Raw genomic sequence first — 15,832 nt, 5'->3', positions numbered from 1 at the left:
CCTCTTTATGGTCTGTTTCCAACGACCACTTTGGCGCATTGCGACGCCGGTGAGCAGGGGCCGTCCACCCCATCATCTGTGGCTAAAATTCCTACTGGACAGACGTTCCGGCCCGAAATCAGCCGAATTTCCTGAATGTCGATTGGCCCCAGCCCGTTGAGGGTGCATGCCTCATGGCGCGAAAGCCAAGCTGCCGGAGACAGCGCCCAACGAGCAAGGGCAAAACATTTGACATCCGCCTCTCGATCCGTATAGTTCCGCCCTTCGCTCCCGAGAACGCGGGTGTGCGGCCATTTGGGCGCGCCCACCCCGCCCCCGACTTTACGTCGGATCAGGACTATCGGGACAACATCGCAACCGATCAAATCGGGCAAAAGGAAGACCATGAGCAAGCGTATTGAAGCCAAGTACAAGATCAACCGTCGCCTCAACGCCAATCTGTGGGGCCGCTCCAAGAGCCCGCTGAACCGCGGCAAGGAGAATCCTCCCGGCCAGCACGGTCAGCGCCGCAAGAAGCCGTCGGATTTCGGCACCCAGCTGATGGCCAAGCAGAAGCTGAAGGGTTACTACGGCAATATCGGCGAGAAGCAGTTCCGTCGGCTGTATGACGAGGCCGTGCGCCGTCGTGGCGACACCTCGGAGAACCTGATCGGCCTGCTGGAATGCCGTCTGGACGCCATCGTCTATCGCCTCAAGTTCGCCCCCACCCCCTTCGCCGCCCGTCAGTTGGTCAACCACTGCCACATCCGGGTCAACGGCAAGCGCGTCAATATCGCGTCCTACCGCTGCAATGAAGGCGACGAGATTTCCGTGAAGCCGAAGTCCAAGGACTTGGCCCTGATCCTGGAAGCCGCCCAGTCGGGCGAGCGCGACATTCCCGATTATCTGGAAGTCGATCACAAGGAAATGAAGGGCAAGTTCATCCGCATCCCCAAGCTGGCCGACGTGCCCTACGCCGTCCAGATGGAGCCCAATCTGGTCGTCGAATTCTATTCGCGCTGATCGATTGCTTCTTGCGGACAAAAAGACGGCCCGGTGGAAACACCGGGCCGTTTCGCATTGAGGGGAGAGGAGAACGCCCCCTCAATGGCGACGCCCATCAATGACGACGACTGGCCTTGCCCTCGAAGCACAGGCAGCCGACCTCTTCCTTGGCGCAGGTGTTGACGAACCCCTCGCACCGGCAGAAGGCGTTGAAACCACGGATATCGTTGCGGGCGGAAAAGACATCGACCGAGTTGATCAACCCGGTGCGCACGGCTTCTTGGACGGGGACGTAATCCCCACAATCGGAGCAAAGAGACATGATCGCCACTCCCATGACCGCTGTTCCAGCTTGGATCATGGTAGGCGCAATCATGACGGCGCGGAACACTCGGAGGGCGGGCTTTGCGCCCACCCGTCCGAGGCTACCTGTTTAGGCGGCGGCGACGCCCTTGTCGGCCATCATCTGCTTCAACTCGCCGCTGGCGGCCATCTCGCGCACGATGTCGCAACCGCCGACGAATTCGCCCTTCACATAGAGTTGCGGCAAGGTCGGCCAATTGGCGAATTGCTTGATGGCTTCGCGCAAGGAGGGATCGACCAGAATGTCGACACCCTTGAATTTGACGCCAAGATCGGTCAGCACCTGCACCACGGCGGCGGAAAAGCCGCACTGCGGGAACATGGGGGTGCCCTTCATGTAGAGCACCACGTCGTTCTCGCTGAGATCCTGCTTGATGCGGTCGAAAACGGGATTGTTCATCGGAAAGGCATCCTCAAGAAAACTGGAATTGATTTAATCTAGGGGCAAATCTGCCGCTCTGCAACATGCGCGACGCGATTCGATCCCACATTGAGGGCGGTCAAGCCTACTCCTTGGCGAAGTCGGGCGCGTTTTCCGGCGTGGAGGTCTGCAGCGCCATGGCATGCAACTCGCCGCCCATCTTGCCCTTCAGCGCGGCATAGACCAGCTGGTGCTGGGCGACCCGGCTCTTTCCCTTGAACACCTCGGAAATCACCAGCGCGGAATAGTGATCTCCGTCGCCCCGCAAATCCTCGATGATGACCCTGGCATCCGGAATGGCGTCCTTGATCATGGCTTCGATATCGGTTGCTTCCATGGGCATGACAAATCTCCTCAGTGACCCGACATTTCCGCGCCCATGAAGGCGGGCAGCCAGCCTTCGTTGGCGACGAACAGTTCGTCCACCCGCACGGCGCGGCCGCCGACCGAGATGACGTGGCCGCCGGTCTTGCCGATGACGCGGGCGGCGGTGTCGTGTTCCAGCGCCTCTTCCAGCACGCTGGCGAGATCGCTGTCGCGGACTTCCAGGACATAGCGGCCCTGGTCCTCGCCGAAGCACCACGCATGCAGCGGCAGGCTGCTGGGCGCATCCAATTGCGCCCCCAGGTGAGCGGCGGACGCCATGGCCATCTCGGCCACCGCCACCAGCAAGCCGCCATCGGATACGTCATGGCAGGCGAGAACCTGCTCGTCGCCGATCAACTGGCGGACCAGTTCACCGGCCCGGCGTTCGCGGTGCAGGGCGACGGGCGGCGGAGCGCCCTCCTCCGAGCCGCAGATCTCGCGCAGATAGAGCGAGGCGCCCAACCAGCCCTTGGTCTCGCCGATCAGGACGATGGAGGAGCCCTCTTCCTTGAAGGCGAGGCCCACCGACTTGTTGACGTCCTCCAGCAGGCCGACGCCGCCGATGGCGGGCGTGGGCTGGATGGCGACGCCCTGGGTCTCGTTGTAGAGCGAGACGTTGCCGGACACGACCGGGAAGTCCAGTTCGCGGCAGGCTTGGCCCATGCCGCGGATGGATTCGACGATCTGGCCCATGATCTCGGGCTTTTCCGGATTGCCGAAATTCAGGTTGTCGGTAATGGCCATGGGGACGGCGCCCACCGCCGACAGGTTGCGATAGGCCTCGGCCACCGCCTGGCGGCCGCCTTCATAGGGGTCGGCCAGCACATAACGCGGCGTCACGTCGGTGGTGATGGCCACCGCCTTGTCCTTGCCGTGGATGCGCACCACGGCGGCGTCGCCGCCCGGACGCTGGACGGTGTCGCCCATGACCATGTGGTCGTATTGCTGATAGATCCAGCGCTTGGACGCCAGATCGGGGCAGGCCAGCAGGGTCTTCAGGGCCTCGGCCGGGCAGACCGCCTTGACCTCCTTGGCGTCGATCACCGGACGCTTGGTCGGAGCCACCCAGGGGCGGTCGTATTCCGGCGAGGCGAGCGCCAGCGGATCGATGGGCAGATCGGCCACCACCTCGCCATGACGCTTCAGCACCATGCGGCCCGTCGCGGTCAGATGACCCACCACGGCGAAGTCCAGTTCCCACTTGTCCATGATGGCCTTGGCCTTGGCCTCGGCCTCGGGGCCGGGCTTCAAGACCATCAGCATGCGTTCCTGGCTTTCCGACAGCATGATCTCGTAGGCGGTCATGCCGTCTTCGCGCATGGGCACCGCGTCCAGGTCCATCTCGATGCCGAGACCGCCCTTGGAGGCCATCTCGAACGAGGACGAGGTCAGACCGGCGGCCCCCATATCCTGGATGGCGACGATGGTGTCGGTGGCCATCAGTTCCAGGCAGGCCTCGATCAGCAGCTTCTCGGTGAAGGGATCGCCCACCTGCACGGTGGGACGCTTCTCGTCCGACTTCTCGTCGAACTCGGCGCTGGCCATGGTGGCGCCGTGGATGCCGTCGCGGCCGGTCTTGGAGCCGAAATAGACCACCGGATTGCCGATGCCCGCCGCCGCCGAATAGAAGATGTTGTCCTTCTGGGCCAAGCCGACGGTCATGGCGTTGACCAGGATGTTGCCGTTGTAGCTGGAATGGAAATTGGTCTCGCCGCCCACGGTGGGCACGCCGACGCAATTGCCGTATCCGCCGATGCCCGCCACCACGCCCGCCACCAGATGGCGGGTCTTGGGGTGAGAGGGATCGCCGAAGCGCAGGGCGTTCATATTGGCGATGGGGCGCGCGCCCATGGTGAAGACGTCGCGCAGGATGCCGCCGACGCCGGTCGCCGCGCCTTGATAGGGCTCGATGAAGCTGGGGTGGTTGTGGCTTTCCATCTTGAAGACGATGGCGTCGCCGTCGCCGATATCGATGATGCCGGCATTCTCGCCGGGGCCGCAGATCACCCAGGGCGCCTTGGTGGGCAGGGTCTTCAGCCACTTCTTAGACGACTTGTACGAGCAATGCTCGGACCACATCACCGAGAAGATACCCAGTTCGGTCAGATTGGGCTCGCGGCCGAGGATTTCGAGGATCTTGGCGTATTCGTCGGCCTTGAAGCCGTGGGAGGCAATGACTTCGGGAGTGATCTTGCTCATTTTTCTTGTCCCTCAAACGCCGGGCGCGGCCGTCCGGCCGCTTGGCTCCTCCGCTGCGCTCCGGGGCGCGCAATGCGCCCGCGCTCGCTCCGCTCGCTCACGACAAAGCCTCCACCAGGGAATCGAACATGGCCTTGCCGTCGGAGCCGCCCAGCAGATCCTCGGCCAGGCGCTCGGGATGCGGCATCAGGCCCAGCACGGTGTGCTTGGCATTATAAACGCCCGCCACATTGTCCAGCGAGCCGTTGGGATTGGCGCCCTCGGCGGCCTCGCCCAGGTTGGAGCAATAGCGGAACGCGATCTGGCCGTTGCCCTGCATGGATTTGAAGGTCTCGGCATCGGCGAAGTAATTGCCCTCGGCATGGGCAATGGGGAAGCGCACCACCTGCTCGGCCGCGTATTTGCGGCAGAAGTCGGTCTGGGCGTTCTCGACCCGCAGATGGACATCCTTGCAGATGAACTTCAGGTTCTTGTTGCGCATCAAGACGCCCGGCAGCAGCCCCGACTCGGTCAGGATCTGGAAGCCGTTGCAGATGCCCAGCACCCGCGTGCCGGCCTCGGCCTTGGCCTTGACTTCCCGCATGATGGGCGAGTGCGCCGCCATGGCGCCGCAGCGCAGATAATCGCCATAGGAAAAACCGCCCGGCACCACGATCACGTCGAGGGCGGGCAGCTTGGTGTCGCGGTGCCACACCATCAGGGGCTTGGCGCCCATGCTGGCTTCAAGCGCCACCGCGACGTCACGGTCGCAGTTGGAGCCGGGGAAAACGATGACGGCAGCTTTCACGGCGATGCCTTCGCAGAGGTGAGATCAAGGCTGTCTGTGTACCCCGGAACGGGTCCGGTTTCCAGCCGATTACGCAGCGGCGGAGACAGCAATTTGGACGGTTCCGCCCACCCGGTCCAGGGTCTCGCGGATATGGCCGGATTCGCGGTCGTCGCCGTTGGTGTGGAAGGCGGCACCCAGGCGGCGGGCAATCCAGCGGCCCACCGTGCCCGAACGGCCGCGGCCATTGCGGCAGACCACCAGCAGTTCGCGGACGCCCTTTTCCGCCAGTCCGTCGGCGAAAGCAGTGATCTCGACGGCGTCGGCGGCGATGAACGGCCGCCACGGAATATCACTGCCGAACAGCCGCCCGGCCAGGGATTCGAACCAGGCGCGATGGCGGCCCCACAGGCGCACGACAAGGCGCCCACGCACGCCCAAAGCCGAGGAATCCATGTCCCAGAAGGCCTGCGACAGGGTATCGCCCCAGCCCTGCTCCAAGGCGTCTCGGCTGTCGATGGGATCGAGGATGCGCAGCACGGCGGCATCGGCGCGAGGCGCCATGCCCTGGAACTCGCCATTGGTGATCGCCGTGACGATCATGCGCCATCCCTTTCCTATATGAATACTGCATCATATATGGGACATACCGCACTGCAGCACAAGCGCGGCGCAAATCCCTGTCCGGAATAGGGTCTATGCGTTTTCGCCGGGGGCGTTTTCGCCGGGAGCGACCAATGCGGCAAGCCCGATGAAGGCCGGCAGCGCGTGGACCACCAGCCAGGTGGGAATGGCGGCCAGATAAGGCTGGAAGCGCCCGTGTTCCTCGAACCGCGCCCGAAAGCCCGAGGCCTTGAAGGCATCGGCCATGCGCGGCAGGATGCCGCCCGCGATGAAGACGCCCCCCCTGGCCCCCAGGGTCAGGGCCAGATTGCCGGTGACGGTCCCCATCATGGCGAAGAAGACCTCGACGGTCTCGCGGCTGATGGGGCACGACCCGTCCAGGCCGCGCTGGGTGATGACGTCGGGGGTGGAGAACACCGCCTGGCGCCCCGACAGGGCGGCGATGGCCTGATAGAGGTTGACCAGCCCCTGGCCCGACAGCACCCGCTCGGCCGAGACATGGTCGAAGCGACGGCGCAGCCAGCCGAGAATCTCCGCCTCGCGGTCATTGGCCGCCGCCATGGTGACATGGCCGCCCTCGGTGGCCAGCGCTGTCCAGCCACCTTTGCCGTCCGGGATCACGGCGGAGGCGCCAAGGCCGGTTCCCGGCCCCAGCACCGCGATGGGCAGACCGGGCAAAGCGGCCCCGCCGCCGATGGCCACCAGATGATCGGGGGTGAGATGGCGCACCGACAGGGCGACGGCGGTAAAATCATTGACCACTTCCAACCGTTCCAGCCCCAGGGCTTGCCGGGTCGCCTCGATGGAAAACCGCCAGGGGGAATTGGTCAGCTCGATGCGGTCGCCGGTGATGGCGGAAGCCACCGCGAAGGCGGCCCGCGTCGGTCTCTGATCGGCGGCATTGGCGTCGAGATAGGCCTTGGCGGCGCTGGCGGGACCGTCGTAATCGGCGCAGCGCAGCACGGTCGGATGCAGCACCTCGCCGCCCTCCACCAGGGCGAAGCGGGCATGGGTGCCGCCGATATCGGCAACGAGGGCGAGATTTTGTTTCATTTGTCCCTCAATCGCCGGGCGGGCGCCATCCGGCGCCCTTGGCTTTCGCGCCACGAGGCGCGCCGCCGCGCTTGCGGCGGTCGGCGAACGCAAGAACGACGGCTACCGATATAAGCATTCGCCGAAATCATGCCTTGCGGCGCCCCTTGCCGTTGCCGTTGGAGATGGACTTGTAAAGATCGAGATAGCGCTTGGCCGAGCGGCCCCAGCTGAAATCCTGGGCGACGCAGGATTTGACGATCTTCTTCCACTGGTCCTTCTTGGCATAAAGCCCGACGGCGCGTTCCACCGCCCAGCGGAAAGCCCCCGCGTTGCAGTGCTCGAACACGAAGCCGTTGGCGGTTCCCGTCATCAAGGTATCGTAGCCGGTATCCACCAGGGTGTCGGCCAGGCCGCCGGTGGCATGGGCGACCGGCACCACTCCGTAACGGAAGGCGTAGAACTGGGTCAGGCCGCAGGGTTCGAAGCGCGACGGCATCAACAGCATGTCGCCCGCACCCATCATGCGATGGGCCAGTTCCTCGGAATAGCCGATACGGGCCGCCACCTGCGACGGATGGGCGGCGGCGGCGGCGCGGAAGCCGTCTTCCAACGGGCGGTCACCGGTTCCCACCAGGGCCACCTGGGCGCCCATGGCCAGAATGGCGGGCAGAACCGCCAGCACCAGATCCATGCCCTTATGGTCGTTGAGGCGGCTGACGATGACCATCAGCGGTGCGTCGGAATTGGGCGTCAGCCCCAATTCCGCCTGCAGCGCCGCCTTGTTCTTGGCCTTGGCGGCCAGATCGCCCGGCTTGAAGGGAAAGGCGAGATGGGTATCGGCGGTGGGATTCCACACGCCGTAATCGGCGCCGTTGAGGATGCCCACCAGATCGTCGGAGCGCTTGGCCAGCAGGCCCTCGATGCCGCAGCCGAAGGCGGCGGTCTGGATCTCCTTGGCATAGCGCGGGCTGACGGTGGTCAGCTTGTCGGAATAGAACAGACCGGCCTTCAGGAACGACAGGCTGTCGTAATATTCCAGCCCGTCCATGGCGTACATTTCCGGCGGAAGGCCCAGGCGCCCGACCATCTCGGCGGGGAACTGCCCCTGATAGGCGATGTTGTGGATGGTGAAGGCGGTGCCGGGGCGGTTCTGCACTTCCCAGGCATGAAGATAGGCCGGGGCCAATCCCGTCTGCCAGTCATTGCAGTGAAGGACATGGGGTCGCCACTTGTTGGGGCTGCCGTCGGTGCATAACTGCGCCGCCACCCGCGACAGCAATCCGAACCGAAGCGCGTTGTCCGGCCAGTCGCGGCCCTGGGAATCCTGGTAAGGCCCCCCCGCCCGGTCATAAAGCGCGGGACAGTCGATCAACCATACGGGAACGTTGGAGTCCGGCAGCTTTCCGGCAACCAGGGTCGCCGAAGCGCCAATGTTCAAGGGATCGCCGAGCGCCCCCACCTCGCGCTTTGCCCCGGCCTTGTCCATGGCTTCGGGATAGCCCGGCAACAGCACCCGCAGATCGGCCCCGGCCTCGGCCAGGGCGGCCGGCAAGGCCCCCGACACATCGGCAAGGCCGCCGGTCTTGATCAGCGGAAAAACCTCGGAAGAAGCGAACAATACGCGCATGGCGGACCCCGTATGGGAGGTTCAAAGTTGTCCTTTGATTACCCTATCGCGGATTTACGGTGCGGTCGAGTGACGGGATTCGCGGATTTCGCAAGGAGTCTCGGCGAATTTGCGGCGCTTAAATAACGCCCCGCTGATATTGCGGCGCACAAAATACAGCAACTACAAACTGCCCCATTCAAAATATATATGCACACCTTAATTCGTTGAAATTCCCCCTGACCCGCTGATAGTCTTTCCCACAACAATAAAGGGGAGACTGCGAGCCAATGGCTCAGCTTGCACAAGAAGGCCGAACCGGAGTCCCAGCCATAGACGCGGCCCATGACGGGCTGCGCTTCCTGCTGGAGCGGGTATTCGAACCGGGAGTCGAATGTCGGCGCGGCGCCGTGGGCAAGGGCGAATGCGACCGTGTCCGCTGCCTGCGTATCGACGCCATTCTCCGCTATGTGCAGCGAAACTTCTCCACTCAGGAGCAGGTGATGGCGGAGGCCGCCTACCCCGAGGCCCAACGCCATCAGGATGATCACGCCTCGCTGGTGGACAAGCTGACCATCATGCGCGACGGCCATGTCTGTGCCGACAAGGACAGCCTGAAGGTGCATGACTTCATCGCCCATTGGGCGGGCGAGCACGCCAAGCGCTGCGATCAGCCCCTTGGCCGCTGGGCGGTCACCCGTCGGCTCGTCGATCCAACGGGTTAATTCACCATCTCGTCGTCGCCATAGCCCTGGGCATAGATCAGCGCCGTCAGGTCGCCATGGTCGATGCGCACCCTGGCCTCGGCCGCCACCACCGGCTTGGCGTGGAAGGCCACGCCGAGTCCGGCGGCTCGCAGCATGTCGAGATCATTGGCGCCGTCACCCACCGCCACCGCCAGATGGGGCGAGATCCCCAGTTCGGCCGAAAAAGCGTTGAGGGTGGCCAGCTTGGCCTCGCGCCCGATGATGGTGTCGCCGACCTTGCCGGTGAGCATTCCGTCGGCGACGATCAATTCGTTGGCGATGTCTTTGTCGAAGCCGCAGGTTTCGCGAACCTTCGAGGTGAAGAATTTGAAGCCGCCCGACACCAGCACGGCGGTGGCGCCATGCGCCTTCATGGTCCGCACCAGGGCATGGGCGCCGGGCGTGAATTCGATCCGGTCCCAGGTCTTGCCCAGGCAGTCTTCCGACAAGCCCTTCAACAGCCCCACCCGTTCCCGCAAGGCCGCCTCGAAGCCGATCTCGCCGTTCATGGCCCGGGCGGTGATGGCGGCGATGCGGTCCTTGATGCCCGCGAAGTCGGCCAGTTCGTCCAGGGTCTCGCCGGTCACCATGGTGGAATCCATGTCGGCCACCAGCAGGCGCTTGCGCCGCCCCTCGAGCGGCTGGGCCACCACATCCACCGCCCAACCTTCCAGGATACGGCTAGCGATGGCGTCCGCCTTGATCGCGTCGAGACCGGAAAAGGTCAGATCGCAGGCCCGTTCGGGCGACAGCCAATGGGCATTGCCCACCTCGGCGCCCAGGGCGCGAAGCGCGCCGCGCACCTCGAACACCAGCGATGAATCCAGTCCTTCCACCCCATGTCCGGCGATCAAGGTCAGCACGTTGTCCATGGAGCGTCCCCAAGGGTGATGGAATGGCGGCTCCGTTTAGCGCAACGCAGCATGAATTGGCAAGTACGAACCCCCTTGGAGTCCGAGCCCTGGTAGACTAAGACGGAGCAAAGCCAATGCCGCTTTCGGAGGTCTTCATGTCCGTGCCGCTGCTCCGCCCCTTCCCCGGTCTCCGCCCAGCCCCACGGCATGCCGCCCAGGTTGCGGCGCCGCCCTATGACGTGTTGTCGTCGGACGAGGCCAAGGTGCTGGCGGCGGGCAACCCGCTGTCGTTCCTGCATATCTCCAAGCCGGAGATCGACCTGCCCGTGGGCACCGACCTGTATTCCCCGGCGGTCTACGCCAAGGCGGCGGAGAACCTGACATCGCTGATCGCCCAGGGCGTTCTGGTGCGCGACGCCAAGCCCTGCTTCTACGTCTACCGCCTCGGAATGGGCGAGCACGTCCAGACCGGCATCGTCGGCGGCGGCTCGGTGGCGGCCTATGACGTCAACCGCATCCGCAAGCATGAATTCACCCGGCCCGACAAGGAAGACGACCGGGTGCGCCAGATCGATTCCTGCGACGCCCAGACCGGCCCGGTGCTGCTGGCCCATCGCAACCACCCCGACCTGAAGGCCGCCATCGCCGCCGTCACCAAGGCGCCGCCCGCCTACGAAGTCGCGGCGGTGGACGGCAATACCCACGCCATCTGGGTGATGGACGACGCGGCCATGCTGAACACCGTGACCAAGGCGTTCGACGCCATGCCCGCCATCTATATCGCCGACGGCCATCACCGCTCGGCCGCCGCCTCGCGGATCGCCAAGGCGCGCCGCGAATCAGCCGGGAAGGACGCCGCCCACGAGTCCTTCCTGGTGGTCACCTTCCCCATCGAGGAAATGAAGATCTTCGACTACAACCGAGTGGTCAAAGACCTGAACGGGCTGTCGGCGGCCGAATTCCTGACGGCGATCGAAGGCGAATTCACCGTCGAGCCCGTCGCCGCCCAGGCCCGCCCCGCCGCGCCCCGCAGCCTCGGCATGTATCTCAAGGGGCAATGGTATCGCCTGGGCGTGCGCAATCCGCCGCCCGCCGATCCCGTCGCCCGCCTGGATGTCAGCCTGCTGTCGGACCGGCTGCTGGGGCCGGTGCTGGGCATCGCCGATCTGCGCAAGGACAAGCGCATCGATTTCGTCGGCGGCAAGCGCGGCCTGGGCGAATTGGAAAAGCGAGTGGATTCGGGGGAGATGGCGGTGGCCTTCGCCCTGTTCGCCACCAGCATGGAAGATCTGATCGCGGTGGCCGACGCAGGGCAAGTGATGCCGCCCAAATCCACCTGGTTCGAGCCCAAGCTGGCCGATGGACTGGTCAGCTATCCGCTGGATTGGCGCTGAAACCGTCATGATCGAGACGCAAGGGTGATGCCGAGTTCCCCGGTTCCACGCAGCGGATGCTATCCCAAGGCGCATCGGCCGTTCTTTCTGGCCGCCAGCCTTTATGCCGCCGCCTCGGTACCGCTATGGGTGGCGGAGTGGGCCGGGCTGCTGCCCGGTTGCCCATCCTGCGATCCGGTGGCGCGCCACGCCCACGAGATGCTGCTGGGCTTCGCCGGAGCGGTGCTGGGCGGTTATCTGTTCACCAAGGTGACGTGGCCCCGGCTGCTGCTGGCCTTGGCCGCCTGGGCCGCCGCCCGCATCGGCGCGTGGAGCGGCATCGGCGGCGTGCCCGGCCTGATTCTGGCGCTGTCCTATCCGGCGCTGCTGTTCGCCTTCGGCGGCTGGCCGTTCCTCAAGGCCGCCAAGCTGGGCCACAACATGGTCTTCGCCCCCACCATCGCCGCCATGGCCGTGGCCGAGGCGCTGTATCAGGCGGGGCGGCTCGGCTTGATCGAGGCGGGCGAGCGGCGGGGCGCGCTGACCGCTCTCGACATGGTGGCATTGATGATCCTGGTCATGGGCGGGCGGGTCATTCCGGCGGCCATGGCGGGCCTGGTGCGCAAGGAGGAAAGCCGCGAACTGTTCGACCGCAACCGGCCCTGGCTGGAATGGGTGGTGGTGGCGGGCATGGCGCTGGCGGCGCTGGTCGACGCGCTGGCGCTGCCCCATCTGCCCGCCATGCTGGTGGCGGGATTGGCCGCCCTGGCCCGTCAGGCCCGCTGGCGGCCGCGCCTGGCCATGACCGACGCCTCCATGGGACCGATTCAGTTGGGATATTTCCTGCTGGCGGCGGGATTGATCGCGGCCTCGGCCTCCGATCTGGCGGGAATGGGCCCCGGCACCGACGCCCTGCATCTCGCGACCATCGGCGGCATCGGTCTCGTCACCAGCGCCATGATGCTGCGCATCAATCATATCCGGGAGCGCAGGGGCGGCGGCTGGCCCAAGATGGGCATTCCCATCGCCATCGTGCTGGTGATCGCCGCCGATCTGCGCGTCACCGCGTCGTTCGGGCCGGACATTCTGATTCCGGCCTCGGCGGCGCTGTGGTCGCTGGCCTTCCTGGCGACGGCGGCGGTGCTGATGACGAGTTGGGCTAATCGGCCGCGCGCTTGAGGACTTCGGTGATGGTGACCGCGAGGTGATCTTCCACCACCACCACCTCGGCGCGGCAGACCCTCTTGCGATTGACGTAGAGATCGACGGGATCGTTGACCTTGCGGTCCAGCTCCACCACGGCGCCGCGACCCAGCTTCAACAGCTGGGCGATGGGCAGGTTGGCGGTGCCCAGAACGGCGGAAAGCTCCACCGAGACGTCATAGACGGCTTCCCGGTTGTCACCACTCAGCCCCAGGGCTGCATTGATCGCGTCGTCGTCGGCCATGTCGCCTCGCCATGCTCGCCCCCGACAAATGAGGGGCCTCCCCTTATAGCACGAGAGTGTTAACGGAATACTTCGCTTGCCCGTTCCGACGGTTGCGAATTGGACGCGTCCGCCGCTATCATCGCGCCACCAACAAGGCGGACACCATGGCGACGGAAGTCTACAGCTGCAGGGATGGCCAGGAGCTCAAGCAGGGCAAGCTGGATTATTGCGAGATCGAGGATCGCGGCGAGGCGGAGGACGACGCCAAGCGCCGCTGCCAACGCGACCCCTTCATCAAGAAAATCGCCTATTACAAGGTCGCTACAGACGGCGAGTTCCGGATGTTCTATAGCTACACCAATCCCAACTGCAAGCCGGCCCCCAAGACAGCCCCCGGCGCAGGCGCGATCCCGAAAAAGAAGCCCGCCGCCAAGAAGCCGCCGCCGCCTCCCCCCGGCTTGCTGGCTCGGCTGAAAAAGAAGATTGGTTTGTAGACCGTTGAAGCTGGAACTTTTGTATTGTCGGCCGACCACGCCGCCGCCGCCTGCCCGCCCCCCCATCCTGTTCGTTCACGGCTCCTATTGCGGCGCCTGGGTTTGGGCCGAGAAATTCATGCCGTTCTTCGCCAAGGCGGGCTTTGCCTGTCACGCCGTGTCGCTGCGCGGCCATGGCGACAGCGAGGGCCGCTACGACCATGCCTCGCTGGATGATTACGTGTCCGACGTTCGCCGCGCCATGGACCATATCGGCGGCCGCTGCATCCTGATCGGCCATTCCATGGGCGGTCTGGTGGCCCAGCACGTCATGGCGGGTGAAAGCGATGTCGAGGCGGCGGTGCTGCTGTCCAGCGTGCCGCCATCGGGCCTGGCGTCCTCGGCCCTGCATATGTCGATCTTTTCCCCCGATGTCTGTATTCAATTCGCCCTGTTGCAGTCCATGGGGCCATCGGCGGTCAAGGGCGAGATCATCCGCAAGGCCCTGTTCTGCGACGAGACTCCGGCCAGGGACGTCGCCGCCCTGCTGCCCCGCTTCCAACAGGAATCCCAGCGCATCTGCGTCGAACTGCTGAACCCGGCGCGGCCGCTTTTGCCCAAGCCGCGCGGGGCAAAGCCGATCCTGGTCATGGGAGGCGACCGCGACATCCTGGTCCCCAGTTTCGCCCTCTACGAGACCGCCGCCTATTTCGACGCCGACCTGGAAGTGCTGTCGGGCGCCCCCCACGGCTTGATGCTCGACACGCTGTGGTGGGAGCCGACCGCCGACAAGACGCTGCAATGGTTGTTGGAGAAGGGATTTTAGCCCACGGCCCTTCCAATTTTTCGTTAACCGGCGTATGCTCACGATTGGGTTAGTGTAAGGTTACTCTATCCAGGTTTCGTATGGGCCAGGTTCTATTATGGCATTGAGCACCAAACAGGTAGGTTCGGCAGCATCCTCCAGTGTCGCGGCGGCAACAGCCCGCATCGGCAATGGCGGGCGCAATGTCGCCTCGACCACGCGGGGCGATGTCGAGAAGCTGGATTTCAACCCCAATCTGGGCGTCAATGGCGAGCAGATCCTGCGGTTCCAGCAGGAGAGCGGCAACCTCAATCCCGACGGCAAGCGCGGCTCACGCGAAAATCGCGACGGCTTTACCCCTCTGCTCAATCGGGGCAATCTTGGAATCGAGCTGGACAATACCGACGACCATAATGCCGATGGTTCGCCCAAGCTATTCCTCGACCAAGTCCTGCGCGGCATTGGTAGCTATGAGGAAAACATGCGGGTCACCTCGCCTGCCTCGGTCAAGCCGGGCAGCGTGATGAACTACCTGTTCTGACAGGCTGCGGAAAAAGGTCCGGCTCGTTCTTTTTCCGCGTCACCCCCGCGTAAGCGGGGGGCCATGTTGCGGCAAGGTCGCGCCTTTCCCACAAGACACAGGATGCCGATGCGTGGATTCCCGCTTTCGCGGGAATGACGATATGAACAGGCGATCCGTCGCCTCATACAAGGTCCGTTGATCGGAACCGATCAATGGACGCCTCAAACGCCGGGCGGGAGTTTCCGAATCCCTTGGTATCAGCCGTCGGCGCGAATGCGGGCGATCAGCTCGGCTTTCACCACCTCGGCCCGTTCGGTTTCCACCTGGCAGGTTCCCGCCGCGTTGTGGCCGCCGCCGCCGTATTCCAGCATCAAATGGCCCACATCGGTCTTGGAGGAACGGTCCAGGATGGACTTGCCCACCGCGAATACGGTGTTCAGCTTCTTGGCACCCCACATCACATGCATGGAGATGTTTGAGTGGGGAAACAGGGCATAGATCATGAAGCGGTTGGCGGCGAAGATGGTCTCTTCCTCGCGCAGATCCAGCACCGCCAGATTGCCGTGGATCTTGGTGCAGCGGTTCAATTGGTGTTCGGCGCGCTCGGCATGGGCCTCGTAGAGGTGAATCCGTTCCACCACGTCGGGAAGGGCCATGATTTCCGCGATGCTGTGATTGCGGCAATAGCCGATCAGGTCAAGCATCAACTGGGTATTGGAAATCTTGAAGTCGCGAAAACGGCCGAGGCCGGTGCGCGGGTCCATGATGAAGTTCAACAGCGTCCAGTCGGACGGCGCCAGGATGTCTTCCTCGGAATACTGGGCCGAATCCGCCTTGTCCACCGCCTCCATCATCTCGTCGGAGATATGGGGAAACCGCGCCTTGCCGCCGAAATGGTCATAGACCACGCGGGCGGCGGAGGCGGCGGTGGGATCGATGACGCGGTTGTCCTTGCCGTCGACCCGCTTCATCTCGCTGGCGTGATGGTCGAAACAGAGATGGACGCCGTCCACATAGGGCAGATTGGTGGTGATGTCGTCGCCGGTGACGGCGACCTTGCCGTCCTGCATGTCCTTGGGATGAACGAAGATGATGTCGTCGATCATCTCCAATTCCCGCAGCAGGGTGGCGCAAACCAAGCCGTCGAAATCCGATCGTGTGACCAGACGGAACTTCTTGCCGGACATTACCCCGTCCCCTTTCACTTACTGTTCTTAACGCTAACCTATGCCCTATACGTGGGGCCGACAATGGGCAAAGCTTTC

General features: G+C 64.3%; 18 protein-coding genes. 7 read left to right on the top strand and 11 right to left on the bottom strand.

Annotated features, from left to right (window positions below; all coding sequences use genetic code 11):
- Window positions 1-384 precede the first annotated feature (384 nt).
- Window positions 385-1,002 carry a 30S ribosomal protein S4 gene (gene rpsD / locus CU669_RS14355; protein WP_112145883.1) on the top strand — a complete coding sequence of 206 codons (618 nt, stop codon included), beginning with the start codon at window positions 385-387 and terminating at the stop codon, window positions 1,000-1,002.
- A gap of 97 nt (window positions 1,003-1,099) precedes the next feature.
- On the opposite strand, the gene CU669_RS21145 is transcribed toward rpsD, so the two are convergent.
- The 8 genes from CU669_RS21145 to glgA all read right to left on the bottom strand — a co-directional run bounded on the left by CU669_RS21145 (window position 1,100) and on the right by glgA (window position 8,385).
- Window positions 1,100-1,306: a hypothetical protein gene (locus CU669_RS21145; RefSeq protein ID WP_146747742.1), complete on the bottom strand. Its 207-nt coding sequence runs from the start codon at window positions 1,304-1,306 to the stop codon at window positions 1,100-1,102.
- Between the two features lie 111 nt (window positions 1,307-1,417).
- A complete protein-coding gene (gene grxD, locus CU669_RS14350; RefSeq protein ID WP_112145881.1) occupies window positions 1,418-1,747 on the bottom strand; it encodes a Grx4 family monothiol glutaredoxin in 330 nt (109 codons plus the stop codon).
- A gap of 106 nt (window positions 1,748-1,853) precedes the next feature.
- On the bottom strand, window positions 1,854-2,111 hold the full coding sequence (locus CU669_RS14345; protein ID WP_112145879.1) for a BolA family protein: 258 nt from the start codon (window positions 2,109-2,111) through the stop codon (window positions 1,854-1,856).
- Window positions 2,112-2,122: 11 nt separating this feature from the next.
- Window positions 2,123-4,333: a phosphoribosylformylglycinamidine synthase subunit PurL gene (gene purL / locus CU669_RS14340; RefSeq protein ID WP_112145877.1), complete on the bottom strand. Its 2,211-nt coding sequence runs from the start codon at window positions 4,331-4,333 to the stop codon at window positions 2,123-2,125.
- A gap of 97 nt (window positions 4,334-4,430) precedes the next feature.
- A complete protein-coding gene (gene purQ, locus CU669_RS14335) occupies window positions 4,431-5,120 on the bottom strand; it encodes a phosphoribosylformylglycinamidine synthase subunit PurQ (RefSeq protein WP_112145875.1) in 690 nt (229 codons plus the stop codon).
- A gap of 69 nt (window positions 5,121-5,189) precedes the next feature.
- A complete protein-coding gene (locus tag CU669_RS14330; RefSeq protein WP_112145873.1) occupies window positions 5,190-5,702 on the bottom strand; it encodes a hypothetical protein in 513 nt (170 codons plus the stop codon).
- 93 nt (window positions 5,703-5,795) lie between these two features.
- Window positions 5,796-6,776 carry a glucokinase gene (gene glk / locus CU669_RS14325; RefSeq protein WP_112145871.1) on the bottom strand — a complete coding sequence of 327 codons (981 nt, stop codon included), beginning with the start codon at window positions 6,774-6,776 and terminating at the stop codon, window positions 5,796-5,798.
- A gap of 127 nt (window positions 6,777-6,903) precedes the next feature.
- Window positions 6,904-8,385, bottom strand: a complete 1,482-nt coding sequence (gene glgA / locus CU669_RS14320) for a glycogen synthase GlgA (RefSeq protein ID WP_112145868.1) — start codon at window positions 8,383-8,385, stop codon at window positions 6,904-6,906.
- Window positions 8,386-8,654: 269 nt separating this feature from the next.
- Here glgA and CU669_RS14315 point away from each other — a divergent pair, with 269 nt between their 5' ends.
- Window positions 8,655-9,089, top strand: a complete 435-nt coding sequence (locus CU669_RS14315) for a bacteriohemerythrin (protein WP_112145866.1) — start codon at window positions 8,655-8,657, stop codon at window positions 9,087-9,089.
- On the opposite strand, the gene serB is transcribed toward CU669_RS14315, so the two are convergent.
- A complete protein-coding gene (gene serB / locus CU669_RS14310) occupies window positions 9,086-9,982 on the bottom strand; it encodes a phosphoserine phosphatase SerB (RefSeq protein ID WP_112145864.1) in 897 nt (298 codons plus the stop codon). The genes CU669_RS14315 and serB overlap by 4 nt on opposite strands.
- A 116-nt stretch (window positions 9,983-10,098) precedes the next feature.
- Between serB and CU669_RS14305 the strand changes: the two genes are divergently transcribed.
- On the top strand, window positions 10,099-11,358 hold the full coding sequence (locus CU669_RS14305) for a DUF1015 domain-containing protein (protein ID WP_239988719.1): 1,260 nt from the start codon (window positions 10,099-10,101) through the stop codon (window positions 11,356-11,358).
- Between the two features lie 27 nt (window positions 11,359-11,385).
- Complete coding sequence (locus CU669_RS14300; protein WP_112145862.1) at window positions 11,386-12,516, top strand: NnrS family protein; 1,131 nt, start codon at window positions 11,386-11,388, stop codon at window positions 12,514-12,516.
- On the opposite strand, the gene fliN is transcribed toward CU669_RS14300, so the two are convergent.
- On the bottom strand, window positions 12,497-12,784 hold the full coding sequence (gene fliN / locus CU669_RS14295) for a flagellar motor switch protein FliN (RefSeq protein ID WP_112145860.1): 288 nt from the start codon (window positions 12,782-12,784) through the stop codon (window positions 12,497-12,499). The genes CU669_RS14300 and fliN overlap by 20 nt on opposite strands.
- Window positions 12,785-12,930: 146 nt before the next feature.
- On the opposite strand from fliN, the gene CU669_RS14290 reads away from it, so the two are divergent.
- The 3 genes from CU669_RS14290 to CU669_RS14280 all read left to right on the top strand — a co-directional run bounded on the left by CU669_RS14290 (window position 12,931) and on the right by CU669_RS14280 (window position 14,585).
- Window positions 12,931-13,260, top strand: coding sequence for a hypothetical protein (locus tag CU669_RS14290; protein ID WP_146747741.1), 330 nt, complete (start codon window positions 12,931-12,933; stop codon window positions 13,258-13,260).
- A 4-nt stretch (window positions 13,261-13,264) separates the two neighbouring features.
- Entirely contained in the window at window positions 13,265-14,065 is an 801-nt protein-coding gene (locus CU669_RS14285; protein ID WP_112145856.1) for an alpha/beta hydrolase, read from the top strand.
- 97 nt (window positions 14,066-14,162) lie between these two features.
- Window positions 14,163-14,585, top strand: a complete 423-nt coding sequence (locus tag CU669_RS14280) for a hypothetical protein (protein ID WP_112145854.1) — start codon at window positions 14,163-14,165, stop codon at window positions 14,583-14,585.
- A 239-nt stretch (window positions 14,586-14,824) separates the two neighbouring features.
- Here the strand turns inward: CU669_RS14280 and CU669_RS14275 are convergent, their stop codons facing one another.
- Window positions 14,825-15,754, bottom strand: a complete 930-nt coding sequence (locus tag CU669_RS14275; protein WP_112145852.1) for an exopolyphosphatase — start codon at window positions 15,752-15,754, stop codon at window positions 14,825-14,827.
- Window positions 15,755-15,832 lie beyond the last annotated feature (78 nt).

Origin of the sequence: Paramagnetospirillum kuznetsovii, from assembly GCF_003284725.1 — a bacterium.
GTDB lineage: Bacteria > Pseudomonadota > Alphaproteobacteria > Rhodospirillales > Magnetospirillaceae > Phaeospirillum > Phaeospirillum kuznetsovii.
The sequence above is the reverse complement of the archived record's forward strand: the minus strand, read 5'-3'. Positions and strand labels throughout refer to the sequence as shown.

What these genes read in the sequence shown, in the direction of transcription:
- rpsD (WP_112145883.1), top strand. Translation starts at nt 385, where the DNA reads ATGAGCAAGCGTATTGAAGCCAAGTACAAGATCAACCGTCGCCTCAAC.
- CU669_RS21145 (WP_146747742.1), bottom strand. Translation starts at nt 1,306, where the DNA reads ATGTCTCTTTGCTCCGATTGTGGGGATTACGTCCCCGTCCAAGAAGCC.
- grxD (WP_112145881.1), bottom strand. Translation starts at nt 1,747, where the DNA reads ATGAACAATCCCGTTTTCGACCGCATCAAGCAGGATCTCAGCGAGAAC.
- CU669_RS14345 (WP_112145879.1), bottom strand. Translation starts at nt 2,111, where the DNA reads ATGCCCATGGAAGCAACCGATATCGAAGCCATGATCAAGGACGCCATT.
- purL (WP_112145877.1), bottom strand. Translation starts at nt 4,333, where the DNA reads ATGAGCAAGATCACTCCCGAAGTCATTGCCTCCCACGGCTTCAAGGCC.
- CU669_RS14330 (WP_112145873.1), bottom strand. Translation starts at nt 5,702, where the DNA reads ATGATCGTCACGGCGATCACCAATGGCGAGTTCCAGGGCATGGCGCCT.
- glk (WP_112145871.1), bottom strand. Translation starts at nt 6,776, where the DNA reads ATGAAACAAAATCTCGCCCTCGTTGCCGATATCGGCGGCACCCATGCC.
- glgA (WP_112145868.1), bottom strand. Translation starts at nt 8,385, where the DNA reads ATGCGCGTATTGTTCGCTTCTTCCGAGGTTTTTCCGCTGATCAAGACC.
- CU669_RS14315 (WP_112145866.1), top strand. Translation starts at nt 8,655, where the DNA reads ATGGCTCAGCTTGCACAAGAAGGCCGAACCGGAGTCCCAGCCATAGAC.
- serB (WP_112145864.1), bottom strand. Translation starts at nt 9,982, where the DNA reads ATGGACAACGTGCTGACCTTGATCGCCGGACATGGGGTGGAAGGACTG.
- CU669_RS14305 (WP_239988719.1), top strand. Translation starts at nt 10,099, where the DNA reads ATGCCGCTTTCGGAGGTCTTCATGTCCGTGCCGCTGCTCCGCCCCTTC.
- CU669_RS14300 (WP_112145862.1), top strand. Translation starts at nt 11,386, where the DNA reads ATGCCGAGTTCCCCGGTTCCACGCAGCGGATGCTATCCCAAGGCGCAT.
- fliN (WP_112145860.1), bottom strand. Translation starts at nt 12,784, where the DNA reads ATGGCCGACGACGACGCGATCAATGCAGCCCTGGGGCTGAGTGGTGAC.
- CU669_RS14290 (WP_146747741.1), top strand. Translation starts at nt 12,931, where the DNA reads ATGGCGACGGAAGTCTACAGCTGCAGGGATGGCCAGGAGCTCAAGCAG.
- CU669_RS14280 (WP_112145854.1), top strand. Translation starts at nt 14,163, where the DNA reads ATGGCATTGAGCACCAAACAGGTAGGTTCGGCAGCATCCTCCAGTGTC.
- CU669_RS14275 (WP_112145852.1), bottom strand. Translation starts at nt 15,754, where the DNA reads ATGTCCGGCAAGAAGTTCCGTCTGGTCACACGATCGGATTTCGACGGC.